General features: G+C 68.0%; 17 protein-coding genes and 4 pseudogenes. 11 read left to right on the forward strand and 10 right to left on the reverse strand.

Annotated elements, in window-relative coordinates; translation table 11 throughout:
- Positions 1-38: 38 nt before the first annotated feature.
- The 5 genes from ACY0PA_RS02000 to ACY0PA_RS02020 all read right to left on the reverse strand — a co-directional run bounded on the left by ACY0PA_RS02000 (position 39) and on the right by ACY0PA_RS02020 (position 7,389).
- Positions 39-2,138, reverse strand: a complete 2,100-nt coding sequence (locus tag ACY0PA_RS02000; RefSeq protein WP_473083047.1) for an alpha-galactosidase — start codon at positions 2,136-2,138, stop codon at positions 39-41.
- Entirely contained in the window at positions 2,135-2,983 is an 849-nt protein-coding gene (locus ACY0PA_RS02005) for a carbohydrate ABC transporter permease (protein WP_473083048.1), read from the reverse strand. Before ACY0PA_RS02005 ends, ACY0PA_RS02000 begins: the two co-directional genes overlap by 4 nt.
- Complete coding sequence (locus tag ACY0PA_RS02010; RefSeq protein ID WP_473086208.1) at positions 2,983-3,915, reverse strand: carbohydrate ABC transporter permease; 933 nt, start codon at positions 3,913-3,915, stop codon at positions 2,983-2,985. Before ACY0PA_RS02010 ends, ACY0PA_RS02005 begins: the two co-directional genes overlap by 1 nt.
- A gap of 1 nt (position 3,916) precedes the next feature.
- Positions 3,917-5,206 carry an ABC transporter substrate-binding protein gene (locus tag ACY0PA_RS02015; protein WP_473083049.1) on the reverse strand — a complete coding sequence of 430 codons (1,290 nt, stop codon included), beginning with the start codon at positions 5,204-5,206 and terminating at the stop codon, positions 3,917-3,919.
- 116 nt (positions 5,207-5,322) lie between these two features.
- Positions 5,323-7,389 (reverse strand): DUF8189 domain-containing protein, encoded by a 2,067-nt coding sequence (locus ACY0PA_RS02020; protein WP_473086209.1) that lies wholly within the window; start codon positions 7,387-7,389, stop codon positions 5,323-5,325.
- A 354-nt stretch (positions 7,390-7,743) separates the two neighbouring features.
- Here ACY0PA_RS02020 and ACY0PA_RS02025 point away from each other — a divergent pair, with 354 nt between their 5' ends.
- From ACY0PA_RS02025 to ACY0PA_RS02035, 3 genes and pseudogenes are all read left to right on the forward strand, one after another.
- Positions 7,744-11,820, forward strand: coding sequence for a discoidin domain-containing protein (locus ACY0PA_RS02025; RefSeq protein ID WP_473083050.1), 4,077 nt, complete (start codon positions 7,744-7,746; stop codon positions 11,818-11,820).
- A gap of 387 nt (positions 11,821-12,207) precedes the next feature.
- Positions 12,208-12,594: a transposase gene (locus tag ACY0PA_RS02030; protein WP_473083051.1), complete on the forward strand. Its 387-nt coding sequence runs from the start codon at positions 12,208-12,210 to the stop codon at positions 12,592-12,594.
- Between the two features lie 281 nt (positions 12,595-12,875).
- A pseudogene (locus ACY0PA_RS02035) lies at positions 12,876-13,671 on the forward strand (IS5 family transposase).
- 14 nt (positions 13,672-13,685) lie between these two features.
- Here ACY0PA_RS02035 and ACY0PA_RS02040 read toward each other — a convergent pair.
- Positions 13,686-13,913, reverse strand: a pseudogene (locus ACY0PA_RS02040) (mycothiol transferase); the annotation flags it as partial.
- Positions 13,914-13,954: 41 nt separating this feature from the next.
- On the reverse strand, positions 13,955-14,692 hold the full coding sequence (locus ACY0PA_RS02045) for an SDR family NAD(P)-dependent oxidoreductase (RefSeq protein WP_473083052.1): 738 nt from the start codon (positions 14,690-14,692) through the stop codon (positions 13,955-13,957).
- Positions 14,693-14,776: 84 nt separating this feature from the next.
- Between ACY0PA_RS02045 and ACY0PA_RS02050 the strand changes: the two genes are divergently transcribed.
- A complete protein-coding gene (locus tag ACY0PA_RS02050; protein WP_473083053.1) occupies positions 14,777-15,418 on the forward strand; it encodes a TetR/AcrR family transcriptional regulator in 642 nt (213 codons plus the stop codon).
- A 235-nt stretch (positions 15,419-15,653) separates the two neighbouring features.
- Here ACY0PA_RS02050 and ACY0PA_RS02055 read toward each other — a convergent pair whose 3' ends face one another.
- Positions 15,654-16,559 (reverse strand): LysR family transcriptional regulator, encoded by a 906-nt coding sequence (locus ACY0PA_RS02055; protein ID WP_473083054.1) that lies wholly within the window; start codon positions 16,557-16,559, stop codon positions 15,654-15,656.
- Between the two features lie 138 nt (positions 16,560-16,697).
- On the opposite strand from ACY0PA_RS02055, the gene ACY0PA_RS02060 reads away from it, so the two are divergent.
- Positions 16,698-17,516 (forward strand): 3'(2'),5'-bisphosphate nucleotidase CysQ, encoded by an 819-nt coding sequence (locus ACY0PA_RS02060; RefSeq protein ID WP_473083055.1) that lies wholly within the window; start codon positions 16,698-16,700, stop codon positions 17,514-17,516.
- Positions 17,517-17,557: 41 nt separating this feature from the next.
- Positions 17,558-18,154, forward strand: coding sequence for an NADPH-dependent F420 reductase (locus ACY0PA_RS02065; protein ID WP_473083056.1), 597 nt, complete (start codon positions 17,558-17,560; stop codon positions 18,152-18,154).
- Positions 18,155-18,867: 713 nt separating this feature from the next.
- Here the strand turns inward: ACY0PA_RS02065 and ACY0PA_RS02070 are convergent.
- Entirely contained in the window at positions 18,868-19,290 is a 423-nt protein-coding gene (locus ACY0PA_RS02070) for a winged helix-turn-helix transcriptional regulator (protein ID WP_473083057.1), read from the reverse strand.
- Positions 19,291-19,377: 87 nt separating this feature from the next.
- Here ACY0PA_RS02070 and ACY0PA_RS02075 point away from each other — a divergent pair, with 87 nt between their 5' ends.
- The 3 genes and pseudogenes from ACY0PA_RS02075 to ACY0PA_RS02085 all read left to right on the forward strand — a co-directional run.
- Positions 19,378-20,232 carry an NAD(P)H-binding protein gene (locus tag ACY0PA_RS02075; protein WP_473083058.1) on the forward strand — a complete coding sequence of 285 codons (855 nt, stop codon included), beginning with the start codon at positions 19,378-19,380 and terminating at the stop codon, positions 20,230-20,232.
- Positions 20,233-20,240: 8 nt separating this feature from the next.
- Entirely contained in the window at positions 20,241-21,674 is a 1,434-nt protein-coding gene (locus ACY0PA_RS02080; RefSeq protein ID WP_473083059.1) for an MFS transporter, read from the forward strand.
- Positions 21,675-21,693: 19 nt separating this feature from the next.
- Positions 21,694-22,509: pseudogene (locus ACY0PA_RS02085) on the forward strand (IS481 family transposase); the annotation flags it as partial.
- A gap of 565 nt (positions 22,510-23,074) precedes the next feature.
- On the opposite strand, the gene ACY0PA_RS02090 reads toward ACY0PA_RS02085, so the two are convergent.
- Positions 23,075-23,443 (reverse strand): VOC family protein, encoded by a 369-nt coding sequence (locus ACY0PA_RS02090; protein WP_155347478.1) that lies wholly within the window; start codon positions 23,441-23,443, stop codon positions 23,075-23,077.
- Between the two features lie 63 nt (positions 23,444-23,506).
- On the opposite strand from ACY0PA_RS02090, the gene ACY0PA_RS02095 reads away from it, so the two are divergent.
- Together ACY0PA_RS02095 and ACY0PA_RS02100 are read left to right on the forward strand one after the other, a co-directional pair.
- Complete coding sequence (locus tag ACY0PA_RS02095) at positions 23,507-23,965, forward strand: MarR family winged helix-turn-helix transcriptional regulator (RefSeq protein WP_473083060.1); 459 nt, start codon at positions 23,507-23,509, stop codon at positions 23,963-23,965.
- 396 nt (positions 23,966-24,361) lie between these two features.
- Positions 24,362-25,159 (forward strand): annotated as a pseudogene (locus ACY0PA_RS02100) (IS5 family transposase).
- Positions 25,160-25,644: the final 485 nt, after the last annotated feature.

The following is a 25,644-nucleotide window of genomic DNA, read 5'->3' on the forward strand; positions in this document are numbered from 1 at the left end:
GGTGGGGGTGTGCCGGGTCGACGTGGGAAGCCGCACCGCTACGGGCGGGCCAGTACAACGAGCTGGGCGTCATGGTCGGTGCTCCAGGCGAACGGCAGGCCGTAGTGCAGTAGGTGGGCGCCGCTGTAGTACGTACCGGTCTCTTCGTCCTGGTAGCGCGCCGCCGGGTCCAGTCCACGTAGCCGGAGCCGAGCTGGGCGGCCGGGCACCAGCGGCGCGCCGTCGAGGCGGCCGGTGCTGAAGGCGGCGACGACGGTGCGTGGACCGCCGGTGTCGATGTACTGGACGCCACAGGTCGGGTCTTCGGGGGTGCCGAGCAGATGGGCCTCGCCGTGATGGACGACATCCCGGATCTCCTTGTAGCGGGCGATCCAGCGGGCGGCCTCGGCGCGCTGCTTTGAGTTCCAAGAGCGCAGGTCGGCTCCGACGCCGAGGGCGCCGCACATCGCCAGCACGAAACGGAAGGCGAGCGAACGGGGGCGCGGGTCGAAGACGCCGGGGGCGTCGGTGACCCAGGAGCTCATGACGTGCGGGGCGTGCGCGTGCAGGAAGCCGTACTGGATGGAGAGCCGGTCCAGCGGGGCGGTGTTGTCGCTGGGCCACACGACGTCGGTACGGGCAATCGTCGCGTGCTCGATGCGTCCTCCGCCGCCCGCGCAGCCCTCGACGGTGACGCCGGGATGGGCGGTGCGCAGGTGATCCAGGACACGGAGGTATCCGGCGACGTGCTCGGCGTCGAGGTCGAGGCGGTCGGCGGGCCCTGCGCCGGGGCGGCCGCGCTCGGTCGGCGGCCGGTTCATGTCCCACTTGAGGTACTCGATGGGGTATTCGCCGAGCAGCCGATCGAGCGTGCCGACGACGAAGTCCTGGACGTCGCCGCGGCCGAGGTCGAGCAGGAGCTGGTTGCGGACCAGACGGGCGGGGCGGCCCTCGATCCGGTAGACCCACTCGGGGTGCTCGGCGTACAGGCGGCTGTCCGGGCTGACCGCCTCGGGCTCGACCCACAGGCCGAAGTCCAGGCCCAGCGCGCGTACGTCCGCCACGAACCGGTCGAAGCCGTCCGGGAACGCCGCCGGGTCGGGGTACCAGTCGCCCAGTCCCCCGGTGTCGTCGCCGCGTCCGGTGAACCAGCCGTCGTCCACGACGAACAACTCGGCGCCGATGTCGGCGGCCACCTTGGCCAGCTCCAGCTGCCCGGCCCCTTCGACGTCGAAGCCGGTCGCCTCCCAGGAGTTGTAGAGCACCTTGCGCGGGCGGTGCAGCCGCTCGCCGGCGAGATGACGCTCGTAGCGGTGCCAGACGCGGGAGAGCCCGTCAAGTCCTTCCGGGCTGAACGCACAGGCGAGGCGGGGCGTCACCAGCGTCTCGCCGGCCGGCAGCACGACCGCGCCCTCGTGCGGGACCCGCCCGGCGCGCACCCGGACCGCGCCGCCGGGCTCAGCCTCGGCGGTGATGTGCCAGTTGCCCGGCCACTCGAGGGCGATGCCGTACGTGGGTGCGGTGCCGTCGTCGGGCAGGGCCGCGTCCTGGACGGCGATCCAGGGTGTGTAGGCGTGTCCGGGCACGCCCTGGACGCTGCCCATGGTGAACGTGCCGCGCTTCAGGTCGAGTTGGGTGTGCGTGAACTCCTGCGACCACTGTCCGGTGAGGTAGGTGAGCCGGGCTCCGGAAGCGACGGGTACGTTGACGGCGCCGGAGTCGAACCGTTCCAGGCGCAGTTCGCCGTCGCCGCTGCAGGTCAGCTCGGTCCAACGCAGGATGACGTCGGTGCCGGGCACGGTGGCGTAGCACAGAGTGGTACGCAGTCCGGCGACGTGGTCGGTGAACGTCAGTCGCAGCCCGTCCTCGTCCTGTTCGGCACCGGCGAATTCCCACCACACGCCGCGCTCGTGCCCTGAGTGCCCGACGATGAGGTCGGCACCGGTGAACGCGCGCTGGCCTTGCGGCAGATACTCGGCGGGGGCCGCGTCGGCGGGCGTGATGAAGTGTGTGCGGTGCGACCAGTCCAGGGCGGAGGGGCCGTCCTCGACGCCGAGCGGGCCCCAGGCGTCGAGCTCGGCCCACGGGCCGTCCGGGGACAGGCGCACGGTGTAGCTGGTGTGCTCCGTGCGGAGGGTCCAGCGTTCGTAGGACGTCATTTCACCGCTCCGAGGTTGAGGCCGGCGACGAAGTGCCGCTGGAAGCGCAGGAAGACGGCGACCGTGGGTGCGGCGGCGATGACCGAGCCGGCGGCGATCACGTTCCACATCGACACGTACTGCCCCTGAAGTCCGATGAGGGCGGCGGTGATCGGCATCTTGGTGTCGCTGCGCAGGACGGTGATCGCCCAGAGCAGGTCGTTGAAGATCCAGGTGAAGGACAGGGCGCTCAGCGCGGCCAGGGCCGGGCGGGTCAGCGGGAGGATGATCCGCCAGAAGATCTGCCAGGGCCCTGCCCCGTCGACGACCGCGGCCTGCTGGATCTCCGGCGGGATCGACCGCATGAAGCCGTGCAGGACGAAGACGTAGAAGCCGACGCCGAAACCGATCTGCACGCCGATCAGCGCGGGCAGGGTGTCGTACACGCCCATCATCTCGCTGAGCTTGGACACCGGGATGAGCAGGATCTGCGGGGGGAGCAGGTTGCCGCCGAGCATGAGCAGCAACAGGGTACGGCGCAGTGGCATCTCGTAGCGGCTGAGTGCGAACGCGGCCATAGCAGCGAGCGCCAGGGTGATGAGCACGCACGGAATGGTGACGAGCAGGCTGTTGATGAGGGCTCGTTGTTGACCGCCGTCGACCCAGGCCTGGCGGAAGTTGACGAGGGTGAAGGAGTGGGGGATGCTGCCGAGCCCGTTGCCGGCGATGTCCTCGAAGGAGCGCAGGCTGGTCACCAGGACCAGGAGGATAGGCAGCAGCCAGATCACGGACAACAGTCCGGCGCTGAGGTGGAATCCGGCGGTGACGGCTCGCCTACGCTTCAGCGCGGTCGAATTGGCGGACATCAGTCGGCCTCCCGGAACGCGCGGACGAGGTAGGAGGCGATGACGCCGAAGGCCAGCACGAAGATGACCACGGCGAGGGCGGAGCCGTAGCCAAGGCGCAGGGACTGGAAGGCCGTCGAGTACATGTAGGTGCTCAGCAGCTCGGACGAGTGGTAGGGGCCGCCGCGGGTCAGGGACCACACGACGTCGAAGGAGCGCAGCGAATCGATGATGATGACGGACACAACGACCGCGTTGACGCTGCGCAGTTGGGGCAGCGTGACGTGGCGGAAGCGCTGCCAGGCGCTCGCGCCGTCGACCTTGGCGGCCTCGTAGAGCGCCGGGTCGATGCCCTTGAGGCCGGCCAGATACAGGACCATGACGTAGCCGATCTGCCGCCACAGGGCAGGCACGATCACCGCGTACAGGGCGGTGTCCTGGTCGGCGAGCCAGGCGTGCCGGAGGCTGCCGAGACCGAGTCCCTGAAGGACCTGATTGAGCACTCCGTCGGGCTGGTAGATCGCCTGCCAGACCAGGGCGGTGGCGACCAGCGAGAAGACGACGGGCAGGAACAGCGCGGCCCGGTAGAAGCCGACGCCGCGGCGCTCCTGCTGGAGCAGCAGGGCGGCGGCAAGGCCGAGGATCGCCGAGAGTCCGCCGAAGAGCACCAGCCACAGGACGGTGTCGATGGCGGCGGTCCGGAAGACCTCGTCGTGCACCATCTCCCGGAAGTTGCCGAGGCCGATGAACTGGGGCGCCGAGACACCGTCCCACTTGGTGAGGGCCAGGTAGAACCCCTGCAGGGCGGGCCAGAAGACCCACACGCACTCGGCGAGCAGCGGTATGAGGACGAACGCGAGGACGAGCGGCGGGGTGCGGCGGGCAGGCCCCCGGCCGCGCCCGCCGCTGGGCGTGACGACCGGGGTCTTGCGCGTGGTGGTGAGCACTGCCACCTCAGGCACTCCAGATCTTCTGGGCGTCGCGCTGCCAGTCGGTGAGAATGGAACCGATCGACTTGGGCTTGGCTATGAACTTGGTGAGCGCTGTGTCGGCGGTGGGCTGGAGGGCGTCGCTGGAGTCGCGGTTGAAGAACTGAGTGATCTCCGCGGCCGAGTCGACGTGCTCGCGGCCCTTCTTCACCAGCGCGGTGCCAGCGTCCTTGGCGTCGGGGTTGCAGGGCAGGACGGTTCCGGAGGAGCCCTTGATGTAGATCTCCTGGGCCTCCGCGGTGGCCAGGTAGGCCATCAGGTCGCCGACCGGCTTGGTGCGGCCGGTGCGGGCGCTGGCGAAGTAGCCGTCGACGGGGGCCTCTTCGGCGAGCGGGACCTTCGCGTCGATGATCGGGAAGCGGAAGAAGTCGATGTCGTCCAGGGCGCTCTTGGGTGCCGCGTCGGCGAAGAAGGTGCCGATGAGCATCATGCCGGTGTGGCCGTTGAGCAGGGCCGTCGTGGCGTCCTGGAAGGCGATAGCGGTGCCGTTGGGGTCGAAGTAGGGCAGCACCTCCTGCCAGCGGTCAAAGACCTTGCGCACCTCGGGGTCGTCGAACCGGTGCTTCCCGGCGAGGAGTTCACGGTGGTACTGCGCGCCGTTGATCCGGATGTCGAGGTAGTCGAACCAGGCCGACGCCACCCAGGGGGTGTTGCCGCCTGCACCGAGCCCGATCGGCGCGATGCCCTTGCTCTTAAGCTTGTCGCACAGGCCGAGGAAGTCGTCCCAGCTCTTGGGCTCGCTCACGCCCCACTTGGCGAAGTGGGACTTCCGGTAGAACATGCCCCACCAGTAGTAAGTGGAGGGCACGAACACCTTCTTGCCGGAGCTGGCGGTACACAGCGAGTTGAGCGCCTTGGAGTAGCGCTTGAGGTCGGGCGAGGAGGCCCAGACGTCGTCGAGGTCGAGCAACAGGTTCTTCTTGGCATACGCGTCAGCGACCGAGCCGGGGTACCAGGTGTACACGTCCGGCGGGTTGGCCGAAGTGAGGTACATCGGCAGCTGGGTGCGGAAGGTCTCGGCCGCAACCGTGTTGAGGCTGACGTGCTCGGACCCCTTCTTGGCGTAGGCGGCGGCCAGATCCTCCATGGCGGCCTTGGCCTGCGGCGCCGAGAGGTTCGACTGGAGCGTCACCGCGCCCTTCGAGGAAGACTTGGTGTTGGAGGTGGAGGTGACACAGCCGCTGAGCAGAGCCGCCGTACCGGTGGCACCGAGTCCGGCGAGGAAACGCCGGCGGCTCGTCTGAAGGTTCGTCATGAAGGGCTCCCTGTGGATTCACGCAACGGGGCGGTACGGCCGGGGGCCTTGGTGCCCCCGTCGCGGCGAATCAAGATTCGCGTGGTGCTCGCACCACGTCAAGATTAATTCATAATTTATTTGAACTGGATGCGATGGACGATGCCGTCGAGGCCGCGGTAGACCGCGTCCACCGTTCCATCCGGGCCCGCGGCGACACCGAGCGCGCCGTCGAAGGCAGCGCTCGGGAACTCCTCGTGCTTGCCCCAGCCCTGCCAGGAACCGGAGCTGTACCGCTGCTGCCAGAGCGTGTAGTCGCCGGCGCGGACGTAGAGCAGCACGCTGTCGCCGGAGGTGACGAGGGTCGGGCTGCCACTGACCGTGCCGCCGACGGAGGCCCAGTCGGACCACTCGCCGTTCGCGGCGCGGCTGCGGGTCCAGATGTCGTCGGCGGCGGAGCGCACGGCGACGTGGACGCGACCCTCTGAATCGACGGCCGCGGAGGGCCTGCCGTACGCCGGGTGGCTGCCAGGCGCACCAAGCGAGGTCCAGCCGGTGGTGGCGCCGCGCTGAACGATCCGGCCGTCCGCGTCCGTGGCGAACAGCGTCCAGTGCGCGGGGTCGTTGAAGGCGACGCTCGGGGCGTCGGCCACCTTGCCGCCCAGGCTCTGCCAGCCGCCCCAGCGACCGCCGGTGAAGGCGCGCCGGTAGACGCGGGAGTCGGCACCGCGGACGAAGACGTCGATCCGGCCACCGGCCGAGGCGTAGGCAGCGGGCTGGCCGAGGATACCGCCGCTGACCGGGCCGCCCAGATTGCGGCCGCGGCTCCCCGTACCGTCGGAGATCTGCTGGAACAGGGTGCCACCCGGGCCACGCACGAAGGCGCTCAGGGCCGAGCCGGTGCGGACGGCCGCCGGGCTTGCGGTGGCGGGCAGGCCGAGCTTCGTACCGGGCAGCGCGTCTTCGCCGGTGAGCTGAAGGAAGGCCGTGCCGTGCGCGGGGACTGTGACGGTGTACGACCCCGTGTGCGTGCCCTGGTCGGCGCGGGCGCGCAGATCGCGGACCTTGACCCGGCCGCCGAGGGCGGCGTCGGAGAATTTGACGGTGCGCTCGGCGGCCTGGTCGGAGCGGTTCAGCAGGACGACCGCGCGACGGCCGTGCCCGGAAAGAACCTTGCTGTAGACGTCGCCGGTCGAGTCCGTTGCCACGCGAACGCCCTGGACGCCGAGGCGGTCCTGGTCCACACCGATGATCTCCGGGTTGCGCAGGGTGGCCAGCATCGACGGCGACAGCGTGCGCGGGTCGGAGCCGAGGATCAGCGGGGAGCCCATCTCCGCCCACATGACAAGCTGGCTGGTCGACTCCTCCTCGGTCAGCTCCAGGTTCCCGTCCGACATGCGACGGGTCGGAATCAGGTAGTCGGGGTCGTTGTAGTGGCCGGGGCCCTGCGCCTCGGGGTGCCAGGCGTTGGCGTCCATGTTGCGCAGGATGTTGGGCCACTGGCCGGGGCTCGGGGTGCCCCAGGCGATGTCGGTGCCGGTGCGCCAGGAGTCGACGATCGTCGGGCCGTAGACATAGGTGTTGTGCGCGTCCTGCTCGGGGGTGTGCGGCAGGCCCCAGTCGTCGGTCAGCGGGTTGCACAGGTTCAGCAGCATCCTGCGCCCGGACTTGGTGACCGCGTCACTGAACTCCTTGAACGCGGGCCCCGGATCGAGCTTTGCGCCGATCCCGCACAGGAAGTCGACCTTGATCGCGTCGACCTTCCACCCGGCGAACTGCTTGGCGTCCTGCTCGTAGTAGCCCCGGCTGCCGAGTCCGCAGCTCTTGCCGCCGTCGTAGGTGCCGGCGTCGGTGTAGATACCGGCCCGTAGGCCCCGCTTGTGCAGGTAATTCACCAAGGACGGGATGCCGGAAGGGAACCGCTCAGGGTTCGCCACCAGACGGCCTTGGTCGTCGCGCGGATTGTCGGCCTGCCAGCCGCCGTCCAGCCAGACGATGTCGTAGCCGGCATCGCGCAGACCGCTGCCGACCAGCTTGTCGGCGACGGCGCGCACCTCCTTCTCGGTGGGCGCACCGAGCCCGTAATAGGTGTTCCAGCCCATGTAGGGCCTGGGTGCGAGACCGCTGTCGTAGTAGTCGGGCGCACCCTGGTCTACCGCCGCGGCGGCATGTGCGGACGGGGTCACAGTGGCGGCCAAAGCCACCGCGATCGCCGCGGCGAGCGTAGCCCGGGCGAACCGGACGTGTCGGTAATCGTGTACGGGCGGGCGTGAAGTCACGTGCCTCTCCCAGAGGGTGGGAAGCGGGATGCGTGACGCGGGCCGCGCTTGAAGCAGGGGGCTGCGGCGTCACGGCGACGACTGTGACGCCCGGCCGAAACCCTGTCAATATTTATTCCTAATTTAAGAGAAACACTGCCGAAGCACGCCCGACATCTTGACAGTCCGGTCGGGCGGCGGCAGTGTTCCGCAACGTTGCCAGCGCAGTGGCAACGTTGTCATCCATCCCGGTCGACCGGCCTCGCCGTTCCATGGTCTTCCCTGATCGGAGCCTTGCCCATGTCGGATCAGTCCTCCGCACCCTCCCGGCGTACCGTGCTGTCGGCGGGGTCCACCCTGCTGGCCGGGTTCGGTCTCGGCACGGGCCCCTTCGCCTCCGCAGCCACGGCCGGAACCGGACACCCCGACCGGAGCACTTCTCCGGCCGAACTCGCCGCGTACCGACCGATTTCGGTCTCCTCAACCGACTACGCCCCGACACCCGCCGAGTTCGCCGTGGACGACCTCGCGGTGCGCGGGGTCCGAGGCAGCGGCTGGCGAGCTGCGGACGGCGACCCCCAGTGGATCAAGGTGGACCTCCAGGCACTGTGCGAAGTCTCCACCGTGCGGCTGGTGTTCGAGGCCACCGCGGACGATCCGCCGTTCAAGGAATCCCCCACCGGCAGTCCTCGCGACAACACCACCGGGCAGGAGATCCTGTCCAGTTGCGCCGTGGACTTCGTCATCGAGACCTCCCGTGACAACAAGTCCTGGACGGCGGTGTACCGCACCGATTCCGGCACGGGCGGCGAGATGGAAATCCCGCTGCCCAAGCCGGTCACCGTGCGCTGGGTGCGCATGACGGTCACCAAGCGCTCCAACACCAACCCGCTCGGCCTCAACGGCCTCCAGGTCTACGGCACCTGCCGCACCCGCCGCCCGGAGGTCACCGGCTGGACCGACTGGGGCGTAGGCGAGCGACACTCCGAGCCACTGACTACGGCTGCCGACGGCACCGTCCCGCTGGAGTCCGGCTGGGACCTGACCATGGACGACTGGGCCGGCGCCGACGGTGCCGACCTGTCCCGCACTAACCACGACACGAGCCGCTGGCTTCCGGCCACCGTCCCCGGCACCGTGCTGACCTCACTGGTGGACCAGGGCCATCTGCCCGACCCGGTGGCCGGGTTCAACAACCTGCATGCGCCCGAAGCCCTGTCCCGGCACTCCTGGTGGTACCGGCGCGAGTTCGCCCTGCCCAAGGGCCTGCAGACCGGCTCGGGACGGCACATCTGGTTGGAGTTCGACGGCGTCAACCACACGGCCGAGGTCTGGTTCAACAGCACCAAGATCGGCGCCTTCACCAACCCGTTCTCCCGCGCCTCCTACGACGTCACGAAACTGCTGTCCTCCGACGGCCAGGCGCTTGCGGTAAAGATCACCCCGATTCCGTTCCCCGGCAGCCCCACCGACAAGGGTCCAGCCGGCCTCGCGTTCGTAGACGCGGGCGCCAACATGATGAACCGCAACTCCCCCACCTACCTTGCCTCCTCGGGCTGGGACTGGATGCCAGCGGTGCGCGACCGCGCGGCCGGCATCTGGAACCATGTCCGGCTGCGCTCCACCGGCGCCGCCGTCATCGGCGACCCGCGCGTCGACACGCTGCTGCCCAACCTGCCCGACACCGGTACGGCGGAGCTGACCGTCGTGGTGCCGGTCCGCAACGCCGGCAGTGCCGACAAGCGCGTCACCGTCACCGCCGCGTTCGACCGCGTCAATGTCACCCAGGCCGTGACGGTGCCCGGCGGCAAGAGCATGGACGTCACCTTCGCCCCCACTGACTTCCCGCAACTGCACCTGCGCGACCCCGAGCTGTGGTGGCCCAACGGCTACGGCGAGCCGAACCTGCACAACCTCACGCTGACCGCTTCCGTGGACGGCCGGGAGAGCGACCGCCGCACCACCCGCTTCGGCATACGCCAGTTCGGCTACGAGTACGGCGCGGTACCGATGACGTTCCGGTGGAGCAGCGACATCTTCACCCAGACCGTGGACTTCGCCCGCCAGAAGGCACGGTACGTCCGCATCCTGTGCCACACCCGCGCCACCCAGTGGGGCTCATCGATGTGGAGTTTGGCGGTCCTCAACAGCTCAACTCCGGCCGACGACCTGGCCCTCGGCAAGAGGGCGACAGCGTCATCCTCCGACGGTCCCTCGCACCCGGCAAGCAACGTCACCGACGGCAACGGCGACACCCGCTGGTCGTCATCCTTCGACGATGAGCAGTGGGTCCAGGTCGACCTCGGCTCCCCCGTCTCCTTCGACCGGATCGCCATCAACTGGGAGCAGGCGTACGCCAAGACGTACACCATTCAGGTCTCCAACGACGGCTCCGCCTGGACCGACGTGCTTGACATGGACAACGCCGCCGCGCCGCTGCCGTTCAACACCTCAGGCTCGGCGAGTATGCAGAACGTCGAGTTCGACGCGGTCACCGCGCGCTACATGCGCGTGTTCTGCCGGACCCGCGCCACCGGCTGGGGCTTTTCGATGTGGGACCTGGCCGTCGTGGACAGCACGAGGCCGGGCACCAACCTGGCCCTTCGTAAGCCCGCCGCCGCCTCCACCGAGGGCGAGGGGACGGTTGCCGGTAACGCGGTGGACGGAAACGTCAACACACGTTGGACCTCGGTCTACGAGGACGACAGCTGGATCCAGTTCGACCTCGGCGCACCCGAGCGGTTCGACCGCGTGGCGATCACCTGGGAGCAGGCCTACGCCCGGACATACACCATCCAGGTCTCTGACAACGGCACCGAATGGAAGGACGTCAAATCGGTCGACAACTCCATCGCACCGCTGAAGATCAGCGTCAATGGTGTGCGGGTCTTCTGCCGCGGCGGCAACTGGGGCTGGGACGAGTTGCTGCGCCGCATGCCTGCCCCGCGCATGGACACCGCGGTGCGGATGCACCGGGACATGAACTTCACCATGATCCGCAACTGGGTGGGCAGCTCCAACCGCGAGGAGTTCTACGCCAGTTGCGACGAGCACGGGCTGCTGGTGTGGAACGACTTCCCCAACGCCTGGGCGATGGACCCGCCGGACCACGACGCCTTCAACAGCACCGCACGGGACGTCGTGCTCCGCTACCGCATCCACCCGAGCGTCGTCGTCTGGTGCGGCGCCAACGAGGGCAACCCGCCCGCCGCGATCGACGACGGCATGCGCGATGCGGTCCATTCCGCGGCGCCCGGCGTGCTGTACCAGAACAACTCGGCGGACGGCATCGTCACCGGTGGCGGCCCTTACGGCTGGGTGGAGTCGGAGAAGTACTTCTCCGCCACGACGTATGGCAGCAAGAACTACGGCTTCCACACCGAGATCGGCATGCCGGTGGTCTCCACAGCCGAGACCATGCGGCGCCTGGTCGGCGGCGAGCCCGAGTGGCCGGTCGGCGGCGTCTGGTACTACCACGACTGGAGCACCAAGGGGAACCAGGCCCCGCAGAACTACCGCGCGGCCATCGAGAGCCGGCTCGGCACGGCCAAGGACCTCGACGACTTCTGCCGCAAGGCCCAGTTCCTCAACTACGAGAACCACCGCGCCATGTTCGAGGCCTGGAACGCCCACCTGTGGGACGACGCGAGCGGCCTGCTGCTGTGGATGTCCCACCCGGCCTGGTACAGCACAGTGTGGCAAACGTACGACTACGACTTCGATGTCAACGGCGCCTACTACGGCGCCCGCAAGGCCGGTGAGCCTGTGCATGTGCAGGCGAGCCCGGTCGACGGGCAGGTCATCGCCGTCAACCACACCCGGCACGCGATCCACGGGGCTACCGTGACGGCCCGCTGGTACGACCTTGACGGCCGCCAGGTTGCAGGCGAGCAGAAGGCGACCGTGGACCTCGCGGCCTCCGCGACGGCGAAGGCGTTCACCGCCGACCCTGATGCCACCCTGCCCGGCCTGTATCTGCTGCGGCTGCGGCTCACGGACTATCACGGCAAGACTCTGGCGGAGAATACGTACTGGCGGTACAAGACTCCGGAGGCAATGCAGGCGCTGAATAGGGCGCGGCAGAGCAGAGTCTCGGTGGACGTGACTGGCTCGCAGGGCGGGTCAGCTGGGCGGCACGAACTGACGGCCAAGGTGACCAACCGAGGTTCGTCGGTGGCGGCCATGGTACGTCTGTCCCTGGTAGACACGAGTTCCGGGCACCGGGTCCTGCCCGCCGAGTACGGCGACAACTACCTGTGGCTGCTGCCCGGCGAGTCCCGCACGGTCACCGTGACCTGGCCTGACCACGCTCACGCGGCGCGACCCGGGCTGAAGGTCGGGGGCTATAACGTGCCCGAGGTGACAGGCTTGCCATAGCCGGACCCTCCTTCAGCACACGTCCTCGGCGGCCACGTCCGCGACGGTTGCCGTGCGCGCTTACCGAAGACTTCGACCGCAGGTGAAGGCCAACACCGTCGCCCCGTGGAACCGTCCCCAGAAAGATCTCCAAGATCACCGTCGCCGACCGCGCCCCAGATGTCATGTCCGTTCATCTGGGCCACCTCCCACTGCTGCACTGGTAACGCAGGGTCGGTCCCCCGCAGCGCCCCGATGACCGTGATCTGCACCATGCCGGATGCGGCGTGCTTCAGCACCAGTTCATCGACGGATGAACCATCAGCTCGAGGAAGGACTGAGGCGCCACATCGACCGGAAAACCAGGAGGTCTAGGCCCAATGCCGTTGCCTTTGCTGTAGGCGTACTGTGCTTGGCAGTTCGTCCTGGGGGCTCGAAGGCCGGACCGCTGAGGGTGAGACCGGCGGCTATCGCCTGGTCACGACCCTGCTGGATGCCCGACGGTATCCGGCGCGGCAACTGGCCGCGCTCTACCGTGAGCGTTGGGAGATCGAGTCCGTCTTCGCCGAGATCAAGACCCACCAGCGCGGCGCACGCGTCGTGCTCAGCAGTAAAACACCCGACGGTGTTCACCAGCAGATCTGGGCACATCTTCTGGTCCACCACGCTCTGCGTGAACTCATGCTGAGAACGGCAGCCACTCGCGGTCTGGACCCTGACCGGATTTCCTTCACCGAGACTCTGCGCTCTGCCCGGCGCAGCGTGACCGTCACACCGGGCAGCTTTTCCCCCTGACCTCCTGGTCAGAGCGCTGGTGATGCTCGAACAGGACCTCATGGAACGGCTCCTGCCCATCAGACGCCTCCGCAGCCAGCCCCGCGTGGTGAAACGCAAGATGTCCAACTACCACCTCAAACGACCTGAACACCGTTCCTGGCCGCAGCCAACCCGCACCGGACCTCAAGCCGTCCTCATCACAAGACCCCAACCCGCAAGCCCGTAACGCAACGGCATTGGGTCTAGGCCGTGTCCGGCGGATCTTGTGACTGCCGCAGCCTTCGTTCGTTGGCATGCTCATGGGGCGCGGAGATCTCACAAATGAAGAATGGGCCAGGCTGAACCCGCACCTACCGAAGTCCGGTCAGCGCGGGGGCCGTTGGGAGAGCCATCGCAGGGTGATCAACGGGATTCTGTTCCGGCAGCGCACCGGGGTACCGTGGCGGGATCTGCCTGCGCGTTTCGGTCGGTGGAAGACCGTGTACGAGCGGCATAGGCGCTGGTCAGCAGATGGCACATGGGACAAGCTCTTCGCGGCTGTCCTCGCCGATGCTGACGCGGAAGGCGACTTCCGGGAAAAGACACACGCCCCTGCAGCACCGCCCCGATGAGGGCCTGGGACGCTCACGGGGCGGCCTGACCTGCAAGATCCACCTTGCCGGTGAGGGCGGACGCCGCCCACTCGCCTTGCTGATCACCCCGGGGCAGTGGGGCGACGCTCCGCAGCTCATCCCGGTCATGGAGCGTGTCCGTGTCGCCCGCCGGGATGGCGGGCGACCGCGGACTCGGCCTGGCCACCTCGGCGGAGACAAGGCTTACTCATCCCGCCGCAACCGCCGCTACCTGCGGCGACGCCAGATCAAGCACACAATCCCCGAACCGAAGAACCAGCGGGCCAACCGACAGCACAAAGGCAGCAAGGGCGGTCGGCCCGCTGGCTTCGACAGGGCGATCTACAAACGTAGGAACGAGGTGGAGCGGACGATCAATGCCCTCAAGAGCTTCCTGGCTGTGGCGACGAGGTTCGACAAACGCGCCTACGTCTTCTACGGCACCGTCACCGTTGCCTCGATCCGACTTTGGCTCCGGTCGTGACCCACCGGAGAGACCTAGTAGTACCCCTTCGCCCCGTCAAGCAGCTCCCTCACGATGTCCGCGTGCCCCGCGTGCCGTCCGGTCTCCTCGACGAGGTGGATGAGCACCCAGCGGAGGCCGGCGTTGCCGGACCGGCAGTCGGGGTGGCGGCCGACGTCATCCAAAGAGGCCGCGGCCACGATCTCGTTGCTTCGCGCGCACTGGGCCTCGTACGACGCACACGCGCGGCCGGGAGTGCGCCCCATCGCTTCGAGGGAACCGGATGCGCACCACCGGCCGTCGTTCAGGCCCGGGTGTAGCCGCCGTCGGCGAAGAGTTCGGCGCCGGTGACGAACGACGAGGCGTCCGAAGCCAGGAAGAGGGCGGCCTCGGCGATTTCCTCGGCGTCAGCCAGCCGCCCCAGTGGCACGACGGCCTCGGCGAACCGGTTGACGTCCGGCCCCGCGGCGCGCAGCAGGGCAGGGGTCCGCGTGGGTCCCGGGCTGAGCACGTTGACCCGGAATCGACGCTCTCGCGATTGCCGGGCCCAGTTGTGCACGAGGTTGCTCAACGCTGCCTTCGAGGCGCTGTAGACCTCGAGGTGCTCATTGGGGCGCACGCTGTTGCTTGAGCCGATGACCAGGATGGAGGCGTTCTCCGCCAGCAGCGGAAGCGCCTTCTGGACGGTGAATAGTGGGCCCTTGACGTTGACGGCGAGTGTCAGGTCGACGTTCGCCTCGGTGTGGGCGCCGAGCGCGGCGTCCGCGACGATTCCCGCGTTGGCCACCAGCACGTCGATGCGTCCGGCCTCCTCGCGGACTCGCGCGTAGAGCGCGTCCAGGTCGGCCAGGACCGAGACGTCGGATCGTACGCCGGTGGCCGCAGGGCCAATCTCCTTGACTGCCGCTTCGAGGCGGTCGATGTCCCGGCCGGTCACGAAGACCCGTGCGCCCTCCCGGACGAAGCGGTGGGCGATGGCCAGCCCGATCCCGCTGGTGCCTCCGGTGATCACGGCCACCTTCTCCTGCAGCACGCCTGGCATGTCGAACCCCTTCAGTTGTGGAATGGATCGTCCACAACGTAGACAGTAATGGACGGTCGAGTCAAGAATGGATAGGCTGAGACCATGCCGAGACCACGCGCATTCGACGAACGCCAAGTCCTGGAGCGGGCCCGGGAACAGTTCTGGGCGACCGGCTATGCAGGAACCCGGATGGACGACATCGCCCAGGCGACCGGCCTGGGCAAGGGCAGCCTGTACGGCGCATTCGGCGACAAGGGCAAGCTGTTCCACCGCGTGTTTGGCGACTGGTGCACCGCAGTCGTTGAGGTGGCCGAAGGGCGGCTGGCAGGTGGCCCGGACGCAGAGGCCTTGGCCCGGCTGTCGGGATACGTGCGCCTAATGGCGGAGAACACCGCCTCCGACACCGAGCGCCGCGGGTGCCTGTTGGCCAAGGGCGCGGCGGAACTGGCCCAGCACGATCCGACGGTCGCCGGACGGTCGGCCGAGACCATGACGGCGCTGCTGACCCTGCTGCGGACGGAGATCAGCGCCGCTCAGCGCCACGGCGACATCGATAGCGCTGCGGATCCGGAGCGGTTGGCGGCACTTCTGTTGACGGTGGTCCGCGGTATCGAGGCGGTAGGCAAGGCCGGCCTGGACCCGGAGACGCTACGGAACATTGCAGACACCGCACTGGCAGTCCTCCCCATGCCCGAGGGGCAGAAACGCCTCGCAACCGGGCGCAGTCCGGCCCGCAACAACTAACTTGGTGCCATCACGGCCACATGATCCGCCGGACAGTGCCTAGCACCAGGGCCAGGCTCGCCCAGATCTCCGAGGGCCACGCCGACGCCCTCCCGCAGATCCGCGATCCTGAGCCGCAGGCGTCGGTCTGGCCGCCCCCACGGCCGGCACCCGCACGGCAAGCCGCTGCTGACGTTCAAGCAGGTCGCCGTGGTGGTCACGTGGACGTATGGGTGAAGCGGCCGGACGGCGCCGACTACGACGCTCCGCACATGTCCAGCACGGTTCGCGCCAGCCCGCGCAGCCAGGCGTGGGCGTGGTCGGTGTCGTAGCGCTGATGCCACGACAGGTATATCGGTGCCGACGGCAGTTCGAGCGGGAGGGGGAGCGCGACCAGGCCGAGGTCGGCGACCGCGGACCGCGTGGTGGCTTCGGGGACGCTGATCAGGAGATCGGAGCCGCGCGCGAACTCCAACGCGGCCGCTTCCGTGGGCGCGGTCGCCACCACGCGGCGGGTGAGGCCGAGCCGCGCGAGGGCGTCGTCGAGGGCATTGCTGAGGTTTCCACGTCGCGAGACGGTCACGTGCTCAGCGGCGGCGTACCGCTTTGCGGTGACGGTCCTGACGCGGGTGAGGGGGTGCCCCTGCCTCACGACGATGACGAGGCGAGTCTCGCCCACGTTCTCGGCACGGATGTCCGGTGCGCTCGGGCGGTTGGCGTTCGCCTCCAGGTCGACCTCGCCGCGCCGCAACTCGGGGGTGTCGATGCTCGATTCCGCGACGAAGCGCAAGCGCACGCCCGGGGCCTGTTCGCGGACAGCCGCGAGCAGTGCGGGGCCGCTCAAGGCGACCAGGGAATCGTGCCAGCGGAGTGTGAACGTGCGCTCCAGCGTTGCCAGATCGAGTTCACGGCTCGGTGCCAGCACCCCGTGGACCTGGTGCAGCAGCTCGTGCACCTGTTCCCGGACGGCGATCGCATACGGCGTCGGGGTCATCGTGCGGCCGGTGCGCACCAGGATCTGATCTCCGGTGGTGCGCCGGATTCGGCCCAGACTCCGGCTCATCGCGGGGGCGGTGACGTGCAGGCGCGCGGCGGCCCCGGCCACACTCCCCTCCTCAAGGAGCGCGTCGAGCGCGGTGAGCAGGTTCAAATCCAATTGCATGTGAGTAATCCTAGCCGTGCTTAACATGCATTTGAAGTTAATGACGGGGCTCTATACCTTCGAGAGCAGAGCGCAAGACGGAACGCACAGCTCGATCCGACCGGCCTCAACACCCCTTCCTCACACGGGAGTACCGACATGTCCGAAACGCTTCAGACCACTGACGTCGCCGCCTCCGACGCCGACCTGCTCGGCCAGACCGCGATCGCCGTACGAGCGGCTGGTTCGGCGCTGCGCGAGCGCTTCGGCGAGGTGGTCCGCTACCAGACCCGCGAGGAGCTGATGCGCGCGCTCGCCGCCAACGACGACACGGCCCTCGACATCCTGCGCCCCCGCCTCACGCGTCTGCGCCCGGACGCGGGCTGGGTGGAGGACGAGCTGGACGGCGGGGCGCTGCCGTCCGGCGAGTGGTGGGTCGTGGATCCGGCCGAAGGCAACGTCAACCACCTGCACGCCCTGCCGGATTGGGCGGTGACCGCCACTCTCGTGCGGGACAACCAGCCGGTGCTCACCGTGGTCCACCTGCCGTTGACCGGCGAGACCTACACCGCGCTCACCGGCGCGGGCGCCCACCACGACGGCCGGCCGCTGCACGTCTCCCAGACCGCGGACCTCGGCCTGGGCATCGTGGCCACCAGCCAGGCCCGGCCGGACGAGGACGAGAAGGTCGTGCGGCGCGTCGGCTCCTCGATCAGCGCGATGCTCTTCGACGCGCTCGTCGTCCGCACCTCCGTGCCCGCGACCCTGCACCTGACGAACGTGGCCGCCGGCCGGATCGACGCCTTCTGGCAGTTCGCCGGCGCCCGCGCGGACCTGCTGCCCGGGGCGCTGCTCGTCACCGAGGCCGGCGGACAGATCTCCGACGCCGAGGGCCGCCCCTGGACCCCGCAGAGCGAGAGCTTCCTGGCCGCCGCGCCCGGCGTCCACGCCGAGGCCGTCGCCACGCTCTCACGCTGACCGCGCACCACAACCTGCACGCACGGAAGGACCAGATCATCATGACCACGATCGCAGTACTCGGAAACGGCCGCGTCGGCGGCAACCTGGCCACAGCCCTCATCCGGGCGGGGCATGAGGTGACCGTGGCGGACCGCGCGCCGGGCGCCGCCGCCGGCGCTGCCCGGACGGCCCGGATCGTCATCAACGCCACCCCGGGCGCCGGCTCGCTGGAGCGGCTCGTTGCCCTGCGCGAGGAACTGCGCGACAAGATTCTCGTCGACGTCTCCAACGCCACCGTCGACGGACCGGACGGACTGCCCGCCGACCTGATCTACCCCGGCTCGAGCCTCGCCGAGCAACTCCAGGAAGCGCTCCCCGAAACGCGCGTCGTCAAGACACTCAACACCATGCTCTTCCCGGTGATGACCGCGCCGGCCACGCTCGCCGAGGCGCCCGATGTCTTCCTCTCCGGCGAGGATCCGCAGGCCAAGCAGACCGTCCGTGAACTGCTCATCGACCTCGGCTGGCGCAAGGAGTGGATCACTGATCTCGGCGGGATCCAGACCGCCCGCGCCACGGAGGCCGCGATCCTGTTCGTACCGCACGTGATTCGGTCCAGCGGATTCGCACCCTTCGCGATCTCGATCGCCCGCTGATCCGCACACAGTGCACCGCCCCCGGCAGGCCCACATCCAGAACGGATACGACAGCGCAGCCAGGGCCGGCGATTCAGCGCCGGACGGCGACCCGTGGCCACCCTTCCCGGGGCCGTCGGCCTCGCACCGAGGAATCAGCCCATCTCACGGCGGACGCGCTTGCGGAGCTGGTCGCGAATCTGCCCGCCGATACCCGCGACGGCCGCCGGCACCGGCCTCACACTCGCCGATCCAAGTGCGTGTGCATGGTGCCGGCGCCGGACGGCATCACGCTGCCGCTGAAGTAGTGACCTGGCATCGATGGTGGGTCTGTAAAGCGAGCGGTAGGTCGGACCGTCGCAAGACTGCTCAAGATCCTCGGCGTGGCAGACATCTCCGACGATTTGATGAAGAAGTGGAGGGCGGCTGGAGCGAGGAACAGCACGCCGAGTACGACGCGGCGTGGAAGGCGTGGCGGCACTCCGCCGGCGAGGTCCACACCGCGATCGGCCGGGACGAGAGCGGAGAACGGAAGGGATCCCCTCCCACGCCGTCAGTGCACGTGGCGGCACACGTTCACCGGTGATGATGCGCGCCCGGCGGGGGCGTCACCACAGGGGCGTGCGACCACACATGCGAAAGGCCGCCACCACGCCACCTAGCTGTTGCGGGCCATGACGTTGTTTACAGGCGTCGCTGGCAACGCCCTCGGTGTGAGGCAACGGCCGTCGCCGTTACCGGATGTCGTGGTCGGGGTGGGTCTGGTCGTACTGGTGCCGTGCCTCAGCAATGACGGCCCGATGGGTGAGAGACCAGTCGGCGAGTGCTTTGACCAGGTGAGTCAGGCCGGCCCCGGTCTCAGTCAGGCGGTAGTCGACCTGGGCCGGGACGGTCGGGTACACGGTGCGGAGGACGAGTCCGTCGCGTTCCAGCCTGCGCACGGTGAGGGTGAGCATGCGCTGGGAGATGCCGTCGATTGCGCGTTGCAGTTCCCGGAAGCGGCGCGGTCCGCTGGCGAGTTCGACGATCACGAGTACCGACCACTTGTCGCCGATGCGGTCCAGGACATCGCGGATCCCGCAGTCCGGGTGATCTTCGTGTCCGCAGGGATCGAGGTCGGCGGGCTCGGCGGTTACCTCTGTGTGCGCGGGTGACATAGAACTGCCTCCTTGTGGCCGGTACGTGGGCGGATCAGGATCAAGCCTAGTTACCGAAGAGAACCACAACGGAAGACTGTGACTGACATGATCTTGGTGACCGGAGCGAACGGGAACCTCGGCTCGGCCACTCTGGCGGCGCTGCATGCCCGCGGTGCGATCGCGACAGGAGGCAGCCGCACCCCGAGTGACGGGATGCGACGGCTCGATTTCGACGACCACTCCGGCATTGACCTCGCCCGTGTATCGACCCTGGTGCTGATCTCCGCCGGCTATGCCGAGGACGACCAGGTCATCAGGCGGCATGCGGCCGTCTTGGACGCTGCCTCCCGAGACGGCGTCCGGCATGTCATCTACACGAGCCTGACCGGTGCCGGCGACCACCTCGGCTTCGCACTGGCGCACCGTGCGACCGAACGGCTCGTGCGCGCTTGCGGCCTGCCGTGGACGATCCTCCGCAACGGTCTGTATGCCGAACTCTTCGGCGGTCTGCTGATGTGGGCCGACGACGGGGTGGAGTCCGCATTCGGCGACGGCGCCCTGGCCGCGGTCGCCCGTGCGGACCTCGCCGAAGCCGCGGCAGTCATCGCAGCGGATCCGGCCCAACACAGCGGGCACACCTACGATCTGACCGGCGCGCCGCTCAGGGCAGCGGACGTAGCCGACCGGCTCGGAGTCCCGCACCTGGCCATCGGCCTGGGCGAGTACCGGCGCAGGCTCCTCAACGACATGCCGGATTTGCTGCCGTTCCAGCCGCCTATGCTCTCCTCGATTGCGACCGGCATCCGGCACGGCTTCCTGGACGGCACCAGCCCCGATCTCACTGACATCCTCGGCCGCCCAGTTTGCGACCCACTGGCTACGGCTGTCGCAGCCGCCTCTGCCACGAGACCGGGGCGCAGCCAGGTAACGGCGGCCAGCACGCGGCCTGCAACGGCATGAGTGCTTCCATGACTATCGAACACCGTCCGGGTGTCGTGGTGCTCGCGCTGATCGCGGCCTTCATGGTCTTCGTCGACGGCACGATCGTGAACCTCACCCTCGCCCAACTCGCCTCGCACCTGCACGCCTCCCGCTCCGAGCTCGAATGGGCGGTCAATGCCTACACCCTCTCCTTCGCTGCGGTGATGCTCGGTGCCGGCGCGATCACGGACACCCTCGGCGCCAAGCGGGCTCTCGTGGCAGGCCTGCTGGTCTTTACCGCGTCCTCTGCTGTCTGCGCGGCCGCCACCTCGATGCTGGTGCTCAACTTCGCCCGGTTGGTCCAGGGCACGGGCTCCGTTCTGTTGCTGCCGAGTGCGCTCGTCCTTGCCACCGCATCCGCGACCGATGAGCAGGCGCGGCACCGACTCGTCGGCTGGTGGGCCGCCGCCGGGGGCGTCGGAATGGCCGCCGGACCGCTGCTGGGCGGGGCGCTCGTGGCGCTCGCGAACTGGCGTGCCGTATTCGCCGTCAACGTGGTCATCGGGATCCCCGCCACCCTCTGGAGCATCCGCTCGATGCCCACCACCGCGCGCGGCGGTCGGCGCCTCGACATCGCCGGCATGGGCTGTGCAACCGCACTGATCGGCGGGCTGGTCTTCACGCTCATCCAAGCCCCCGCCCAGGGCTGGCTGAGCCCCGCAGTTATCACCGCCGCCGCGCTGGCTGTCACCGGGCTCGTCGGCTTCGTCTGGGCCGAACGGTCCACCCGGGCACCTCTGCTGCCGCCAGGCGTCTACTCTGACCGCAGGTTCGTCGCCGCAGCCGCACAAGGCGCATTGTTCAACTTCGCCTTCTACGGGCTGCTGTTCGCGATGAGCCTGATGCTCCAGCAAGGCCGCGAGCTCAGCGCGCTCGTCAGCGGTTTGTTGTTCCTGCCTCTGACCGGTCTCATCTCGATCGGCAGCATCTGCGCCGCCCCACTCGCGCGACGGATCGGACGTCCCGCTGTCCTGGGCATCGGCCAGGCCGTCCTGGCCACCACGTTCCTCGCGGTGGCGTGGGCCAGCACGTCATCCGCGCTCTGGCTGCTGGCGCTTGCCCTTGTTCCCGCCGGGTTCAGCTCCGGACTGCTCGTGCCCACGATGACCTCGCAGTCCATCGCCGCCGTCGAACCCGCCCTGCACGGGGCCGCGTCCGCAGTCTTCAATACCTCCCGCCAGATCGGTGCAGCCATCGGCGTCGCCGCCTTCGGCCCACTCCTCGGGGCCACGCACAACCTCAGGGAGGGGTTCATCGTCTGCGTGGTCGTCGGCGCCGCCGCCACCGCAGTCGCCCTGCTACTGACCGCGCTTACACGGCGGGCCACCGTCGCCGCCGCGCCCAGAGGCAGCCTGAATGCCCAAGCGCCATGTGCAACCTCGGCCCATGACACTCCCGACAACCTGCCCGAACGCGCTTGACCACCGTCCAAGGGGAACCATGCTGCACAAGAACGCGCCGCTGTCGCCGGAGGGAAGAAGGCGCCTCGTGGAACGCTGCCGTACTCGTCCGATCGCGCATGTCGCATCCGAGATGGGCATCTCCCGCGCATGCGCATCGAAGTGGGTCAACCGATACCGCCGACACGGCGAGCTCGGGCTCGTCGACCGATCCTCGGTACCCTGGCGCCAGCCCACCGCCACCAAAGCCGAGGTGGTGACACGAATCGAGGAGCTACGCCGAACTTACAAGTGGTCGGCCGCCAGGATCACATTCGAACTCCAGGCGGAGGGCATAGCCATCAGCCGCCGCACGGTCTCGCGGCACCTCGTCGTGCTTGGACTGAACCGGCGCCGGTTCATCGACCCTAACGGTGAATCCAACCGTAAGCCGCAAACAATCACCGCCCGACGGCCCGGCCACATGGTCCACATCGACGTGAAGAAGGTAGGCCGGATCCCAGACGGCGGTGGCTGGCGAGTCCACGGAAAGAACAGCGATCACGCCCGTGAAGTCGCGCGACGCAAGAAGAAGAGCGAACGCGGCGGCTATGTTCACCTCCACTCCGCTGTCGATGGCTATTCGCGCCTCGCTTACACCGAGGCACTGCCCGACGAGAAGGCCACCACTGCGGTCGCGTTCCTGCACAGGGCTCGCGCGTGGTTCGCTGCCCATGGCATCACTCACATCGAACGCGTCGTCACCGACAACGGAGCGTGCTACAGGGCCGAAGCGTTCGCAAGGGCGCTACACCTCGCTCGCCACCAGCGGATCACGCCCTACACACCCCGCCATAACGGCAAGGTGGAGAGATACAAGTGCGCCACGAGGCGCTCTGTCGTATCCCCGGCATAGCCGGGAGGAAATCGAGGGGAGGTTCCTGGGCCTAATGGCTTACCTGGAGCCGAAAGGTGATGGGGACAAGAGCATGCCAGGAAACCAGCAGCCGGGTTCAGGTGTCAGGGACGGTGTTCTGGGAAGGCCCGCGTGATATGGCGAAGGCTTGACTGCCTGAATCCCAATCTCCAGGAGATGGAAGTTCACATCCGCCGGAAAGACATCTGAAACCGGCGCCAGCCCTGCGGAGGCCGCGTTGAACGGACTCCGCAACTCTCGGGGCCAGGAGCGATGCCCAATGAGGGCATTCAAGGACTTCACCGTCGGCGTCCGGCACGCCGCACACGGCACCGCCACATCCCGCGTGCGGGCCGTAACCATCACCGCGTCACCACCGTCCACCACGTCCTCGACGACCAGCACCGACAGCCCCGAAAACACCGTCCCGATAAGGGAGTTGACATTCATCACAAGATCATGATCACGGATGGCTACTCGGCGTCACCACCGACTACGGGCCAGACCCGGACGTTTTACAGTCCCGTCAGGCGCGGTCGTGGAGAGTGATCTGGTAGCCGTCGGGGTCGGCGAAGGTGAATGTCCGGCCGAAGGGGCCGTCGATCGGTGCGGAGACGATGGTGTGACCGTCGGCGACGAGAGCATCGTGGATGGCCTGGACGTCGGTGGCGTGGAGCCAGATCGCGGCACCAATGCCGGGCTGAGCAACGGATGCGAGATCGGTGCCGGGAACGACATCGCGGAGTGCGAACGCGATCGGCTTCGTCTCGAAGACGACGGCGTGCGGAGGTCCGGCCTGCGAGCGGACGAGGCCGAGGTACTGCTCGTAGAACGCCTGCGAAGCGTCGAGGTCGCGCGCCTGGAGCGAGATGAAGTCGGGGCCGGTGGCGGGCATGATGATACTCCTTCCCTTCGTGTCAGATTCCTGACACAGGCCAATGTATGTCAGAATCCTGACATGAGTCAAAACGGTGCCGGCGTCGACCTGGACAAATCACTGGGCTACCTGCTGAAAGAGGCTTCGAGCGCCCTGCGCGCAGCCATGGAGGAGGTGCTGCGGCCACTCGGGATGAGCGTGACGCACTACTCCTGCCTCGAGCTGCTGGCGCAACGACCGGGCTTGTCGAACTCCGAGCTCGCGCGGGGCGCGTTCGTGACACGGCAGACGATGAACGCGCTGCTCCAGACCCTGGAACGAGACGGCTACGTGACCAGGCCTGCGAAGGCGCCCGTCGGGAAGGTTCTTCCCGCGCGGCTCACGCCGCGCGGCCGACAGAGCCTGGAGAAGGCGACCGTAGCGGTCCGGTCCGTCGAGGTCAGAATGCTGGCCGGCATGACCGAGACCGAGCAGTCAGGCGCGTTCCGGATCCTGCAGAGCATGATCCATTCCCTGCGCGATGGCAACGACGGTTCATAGCCCGTTCCCCGGCACACGTCTCGCCGCGCCCGGACAGGAGTGCAGCCGAGCGTGAAAATCCGTGCAGGCGACCTCGAAAACCGATAGCCCCCGACTACACCCTCTGGACCTTCCCCTTGATCGTGGACACCTGGAGACTGGGACGTGAGTTCCAGAGGAAGTAGTGCCAGGTGAGAAGCAAGAGCAACCGCAGCAGGAGGTATACGGAGGAGTTCAAACGGGACCCGAAAGTCCCCCTCATCCATCATTTGGCCAGGGTAAACGGGCCCTCTTGGCGACGTGCGCAGGCCTACCTGCCGGGATATCGCACGGATCTGTGGGTCGCCTAAAGCGCTCGGCTGGGACCAACTAAGAGATCATCTCAATTGGTGATGCCGGTAGTCTGGTGCTGTGTTGCTGACTGAGCGTCTGGTCCCAGATGGGCTGTGGGAGTTGTTCCAGCGGGTGGTGCCGGAGGCGCCGACTCGGGCCGCAGGGTGGTGGCCGGCGCCGTCATGGGGACCGTGAGGTGTTGGCGGCGATTGTCTTCGTGGCCACGACCGGGTGCACGTGGTCGCAGGTCCCGCCCGTGTTCGGGCCATCGGGGGCCACGGCTCACCGCCGGTTCATGGAGTGGAGCCGACAACGGGTCTGGGCGAAACTGCATCGTCTGGTCCTGGATGAGCTGGGGGCTCGAGGCGAGCTGGACTGGTCACGATGCGCAATCGACTCGGTGAACATGCGGGCCCTGAAAAAGGGGACCTGACGGGTCCGAATCCTGTAGATCGGGGCAAGTACGGCTCGAAGATCCACTTGATCACCGAGCGGACCGGACTGCCGCTTTCCGTCGGCATCTCCGGCGCCAACCTTCATGACAGCCAGGCCCTCGAACCGCTCGTGCGCGGCATCCCACCGATCAGATCCCGGCGCGGTCCACGCCGTCGGCGCCCCGCCAAGCTTCACGCCGACAAAGCCTACGACAACCGTCACCTGCGGCAATGGCTCCGCCTACGCCACATAACACCGCGCATCGCCCGCAAGGGAGTTGAGACGTCACAGAAGCTGGGGCGCCACCGGTGGACCATCGAACGCACCATGGCCTGGCTCGCCGGCTGCCGACGTCTCCACCGTCGCTACGAGCGGCAGGCCATCCACTTCCTGGCCTTCACCAGCATCGCCTGCACCCTCATCTGCTACCGCAGACTCACCAATTGAGATGATCTCTAAAAGAGGCTGTTGTCTTTCCGAGCCTGAGGAGTGGCCTTCGAACATGAGTTTGAGTCATGCGATCACGACGGGACCTGCTACGACCCCAGCCCGCCGCTCGGAGATGTCGAGCCGGCTACCGCTCGCCGCGATCGGCTGGGGGGGATCCGCATGCGGTAGGTCGAAGCGGCTGGGCGGCGTGCCTGCCCGTGGGAGGTGTCGGAGGTCCGGTCTGCGGGGGCGCCGTACCGAGCAGGCCATTGGAGGAAGCTCCAGATTCCTACCTGGTGGTGCGTTCATCGAGTGGGAGGCATTGACGAACAGGGTGGCGCTTTCTACATTCCGTTGAACACGGAATTGATATTCCGCATCGCGGATCTCCTTATGGGCCGGATCTGTTCTCCCAGCGCCGGTGGGTGGGCGACGACACAGTCGTCCGCCAGGGTCGTCCCAGCGTCGCCGCGCTCGTCCTGCAGCTCGGTCGTCGTTCCCGG

The organism is Streptomyces sp. DS1-CR2, from assembly GCF_055760475.1.

Coding starts and splice junctions, on each gene's coding strand:
- ACY0PA_RS02055 (WP_473083054.1), bottom strand. CDS start 16,559: ATGCAATTGGATTTGAACCTGCTCACCGCGCTCGACGCGCTCCTTGAG.
- ACY0PA_RS02060 (WP_473083055.1), top strand. CDS start 16,698: ATGTCCGAAACGCTTCAGACCACTGACGTCGCCGCCTCCGACGCCGAC.
- ACY0PA_RS02080 (WP_473083059.1), top strand. CDS start 20,241: ATGACTATCGAACACCGTCCGGGTGTCGTGGTGCTCGCGCTGATCGCG.
- ACY0PA_RS02005 (WP_473083048.1), bottom strand. CDS start 2,983: ATGTCCGCCAATTCGACCGCGCTGAAGCGTAGGCGAGCCGTCACCGCC.
- ACY0PA_RS02015 (WP_473083049.1), bottom strand. CDS start 5,206: ATGACGAACCTTCAGACGAGCCGCCGGCGTTTCCTCGCCGGACTCGGT.
- ACY0PA_RS02000 (WP_473083047.1), bottom strand. CDS start 2,138: ATGACGTCCTACGAACGCTGGACCCTCCGCACGGAGCACACCAGCTAC.
- ACY0PA_RS02050 (WP_473083053.1), top strand. CDS start 14,777: ATGCCGAGACCACGCGCATTCGACGAACGCCAAGTCCTGGAGCGGGCC.
- ACY0PA_RS02075 (WP_473083058.1), top strand. CDS start 19,378: ATGATCTTGGTGACCGGAGCGAACGGGAACCTCGGCTCGGCCACTCTG.
- ACY0PA_RS02065 (WP_473083056.1), top strand. CDS start 17,558: ATGACCACGATCGCAGTACTCGGAAACGGCCGCGTCGGCGGCAACCTG.
- ACY0PA_RS02025 (WP_473083050.1), top strand. CDS start 7,744: ATGTCGGATCAGTCCTCCGCACCCTCCCGGCGTACCGTGCTGTCGGCG.
- ACY0PA_RS02090 (WP_155347478.1), bottom strand. CDS start 23,443: ATGCCCGCCACCGGCCCCGACTTCATCTCGCTCCAGGCGCGCGACCTC.
- ACY0PA_RS02070 (WP_473083057.1), bottom strand. CDS start 19,290: ATGTCACCCGCGCACACAGAGGTAACCGCCGAGCCCGCCGACCTCGAT.
- ACY0PA_RS02095 (WP_473083060.1), top strand. CDS start 23,507: ATGAGTCAAAACGGTGCCGGCGTCGACCTGGACAAATCACTGGGCTAC.
- ACY0PA_RS02045 (WP_473083052.1), bottom strand. CDS start 14,692: ATGCCAGGCGTGCTGCAGGAGAAGGTGGCCGTGATCACCGGAGGCACC.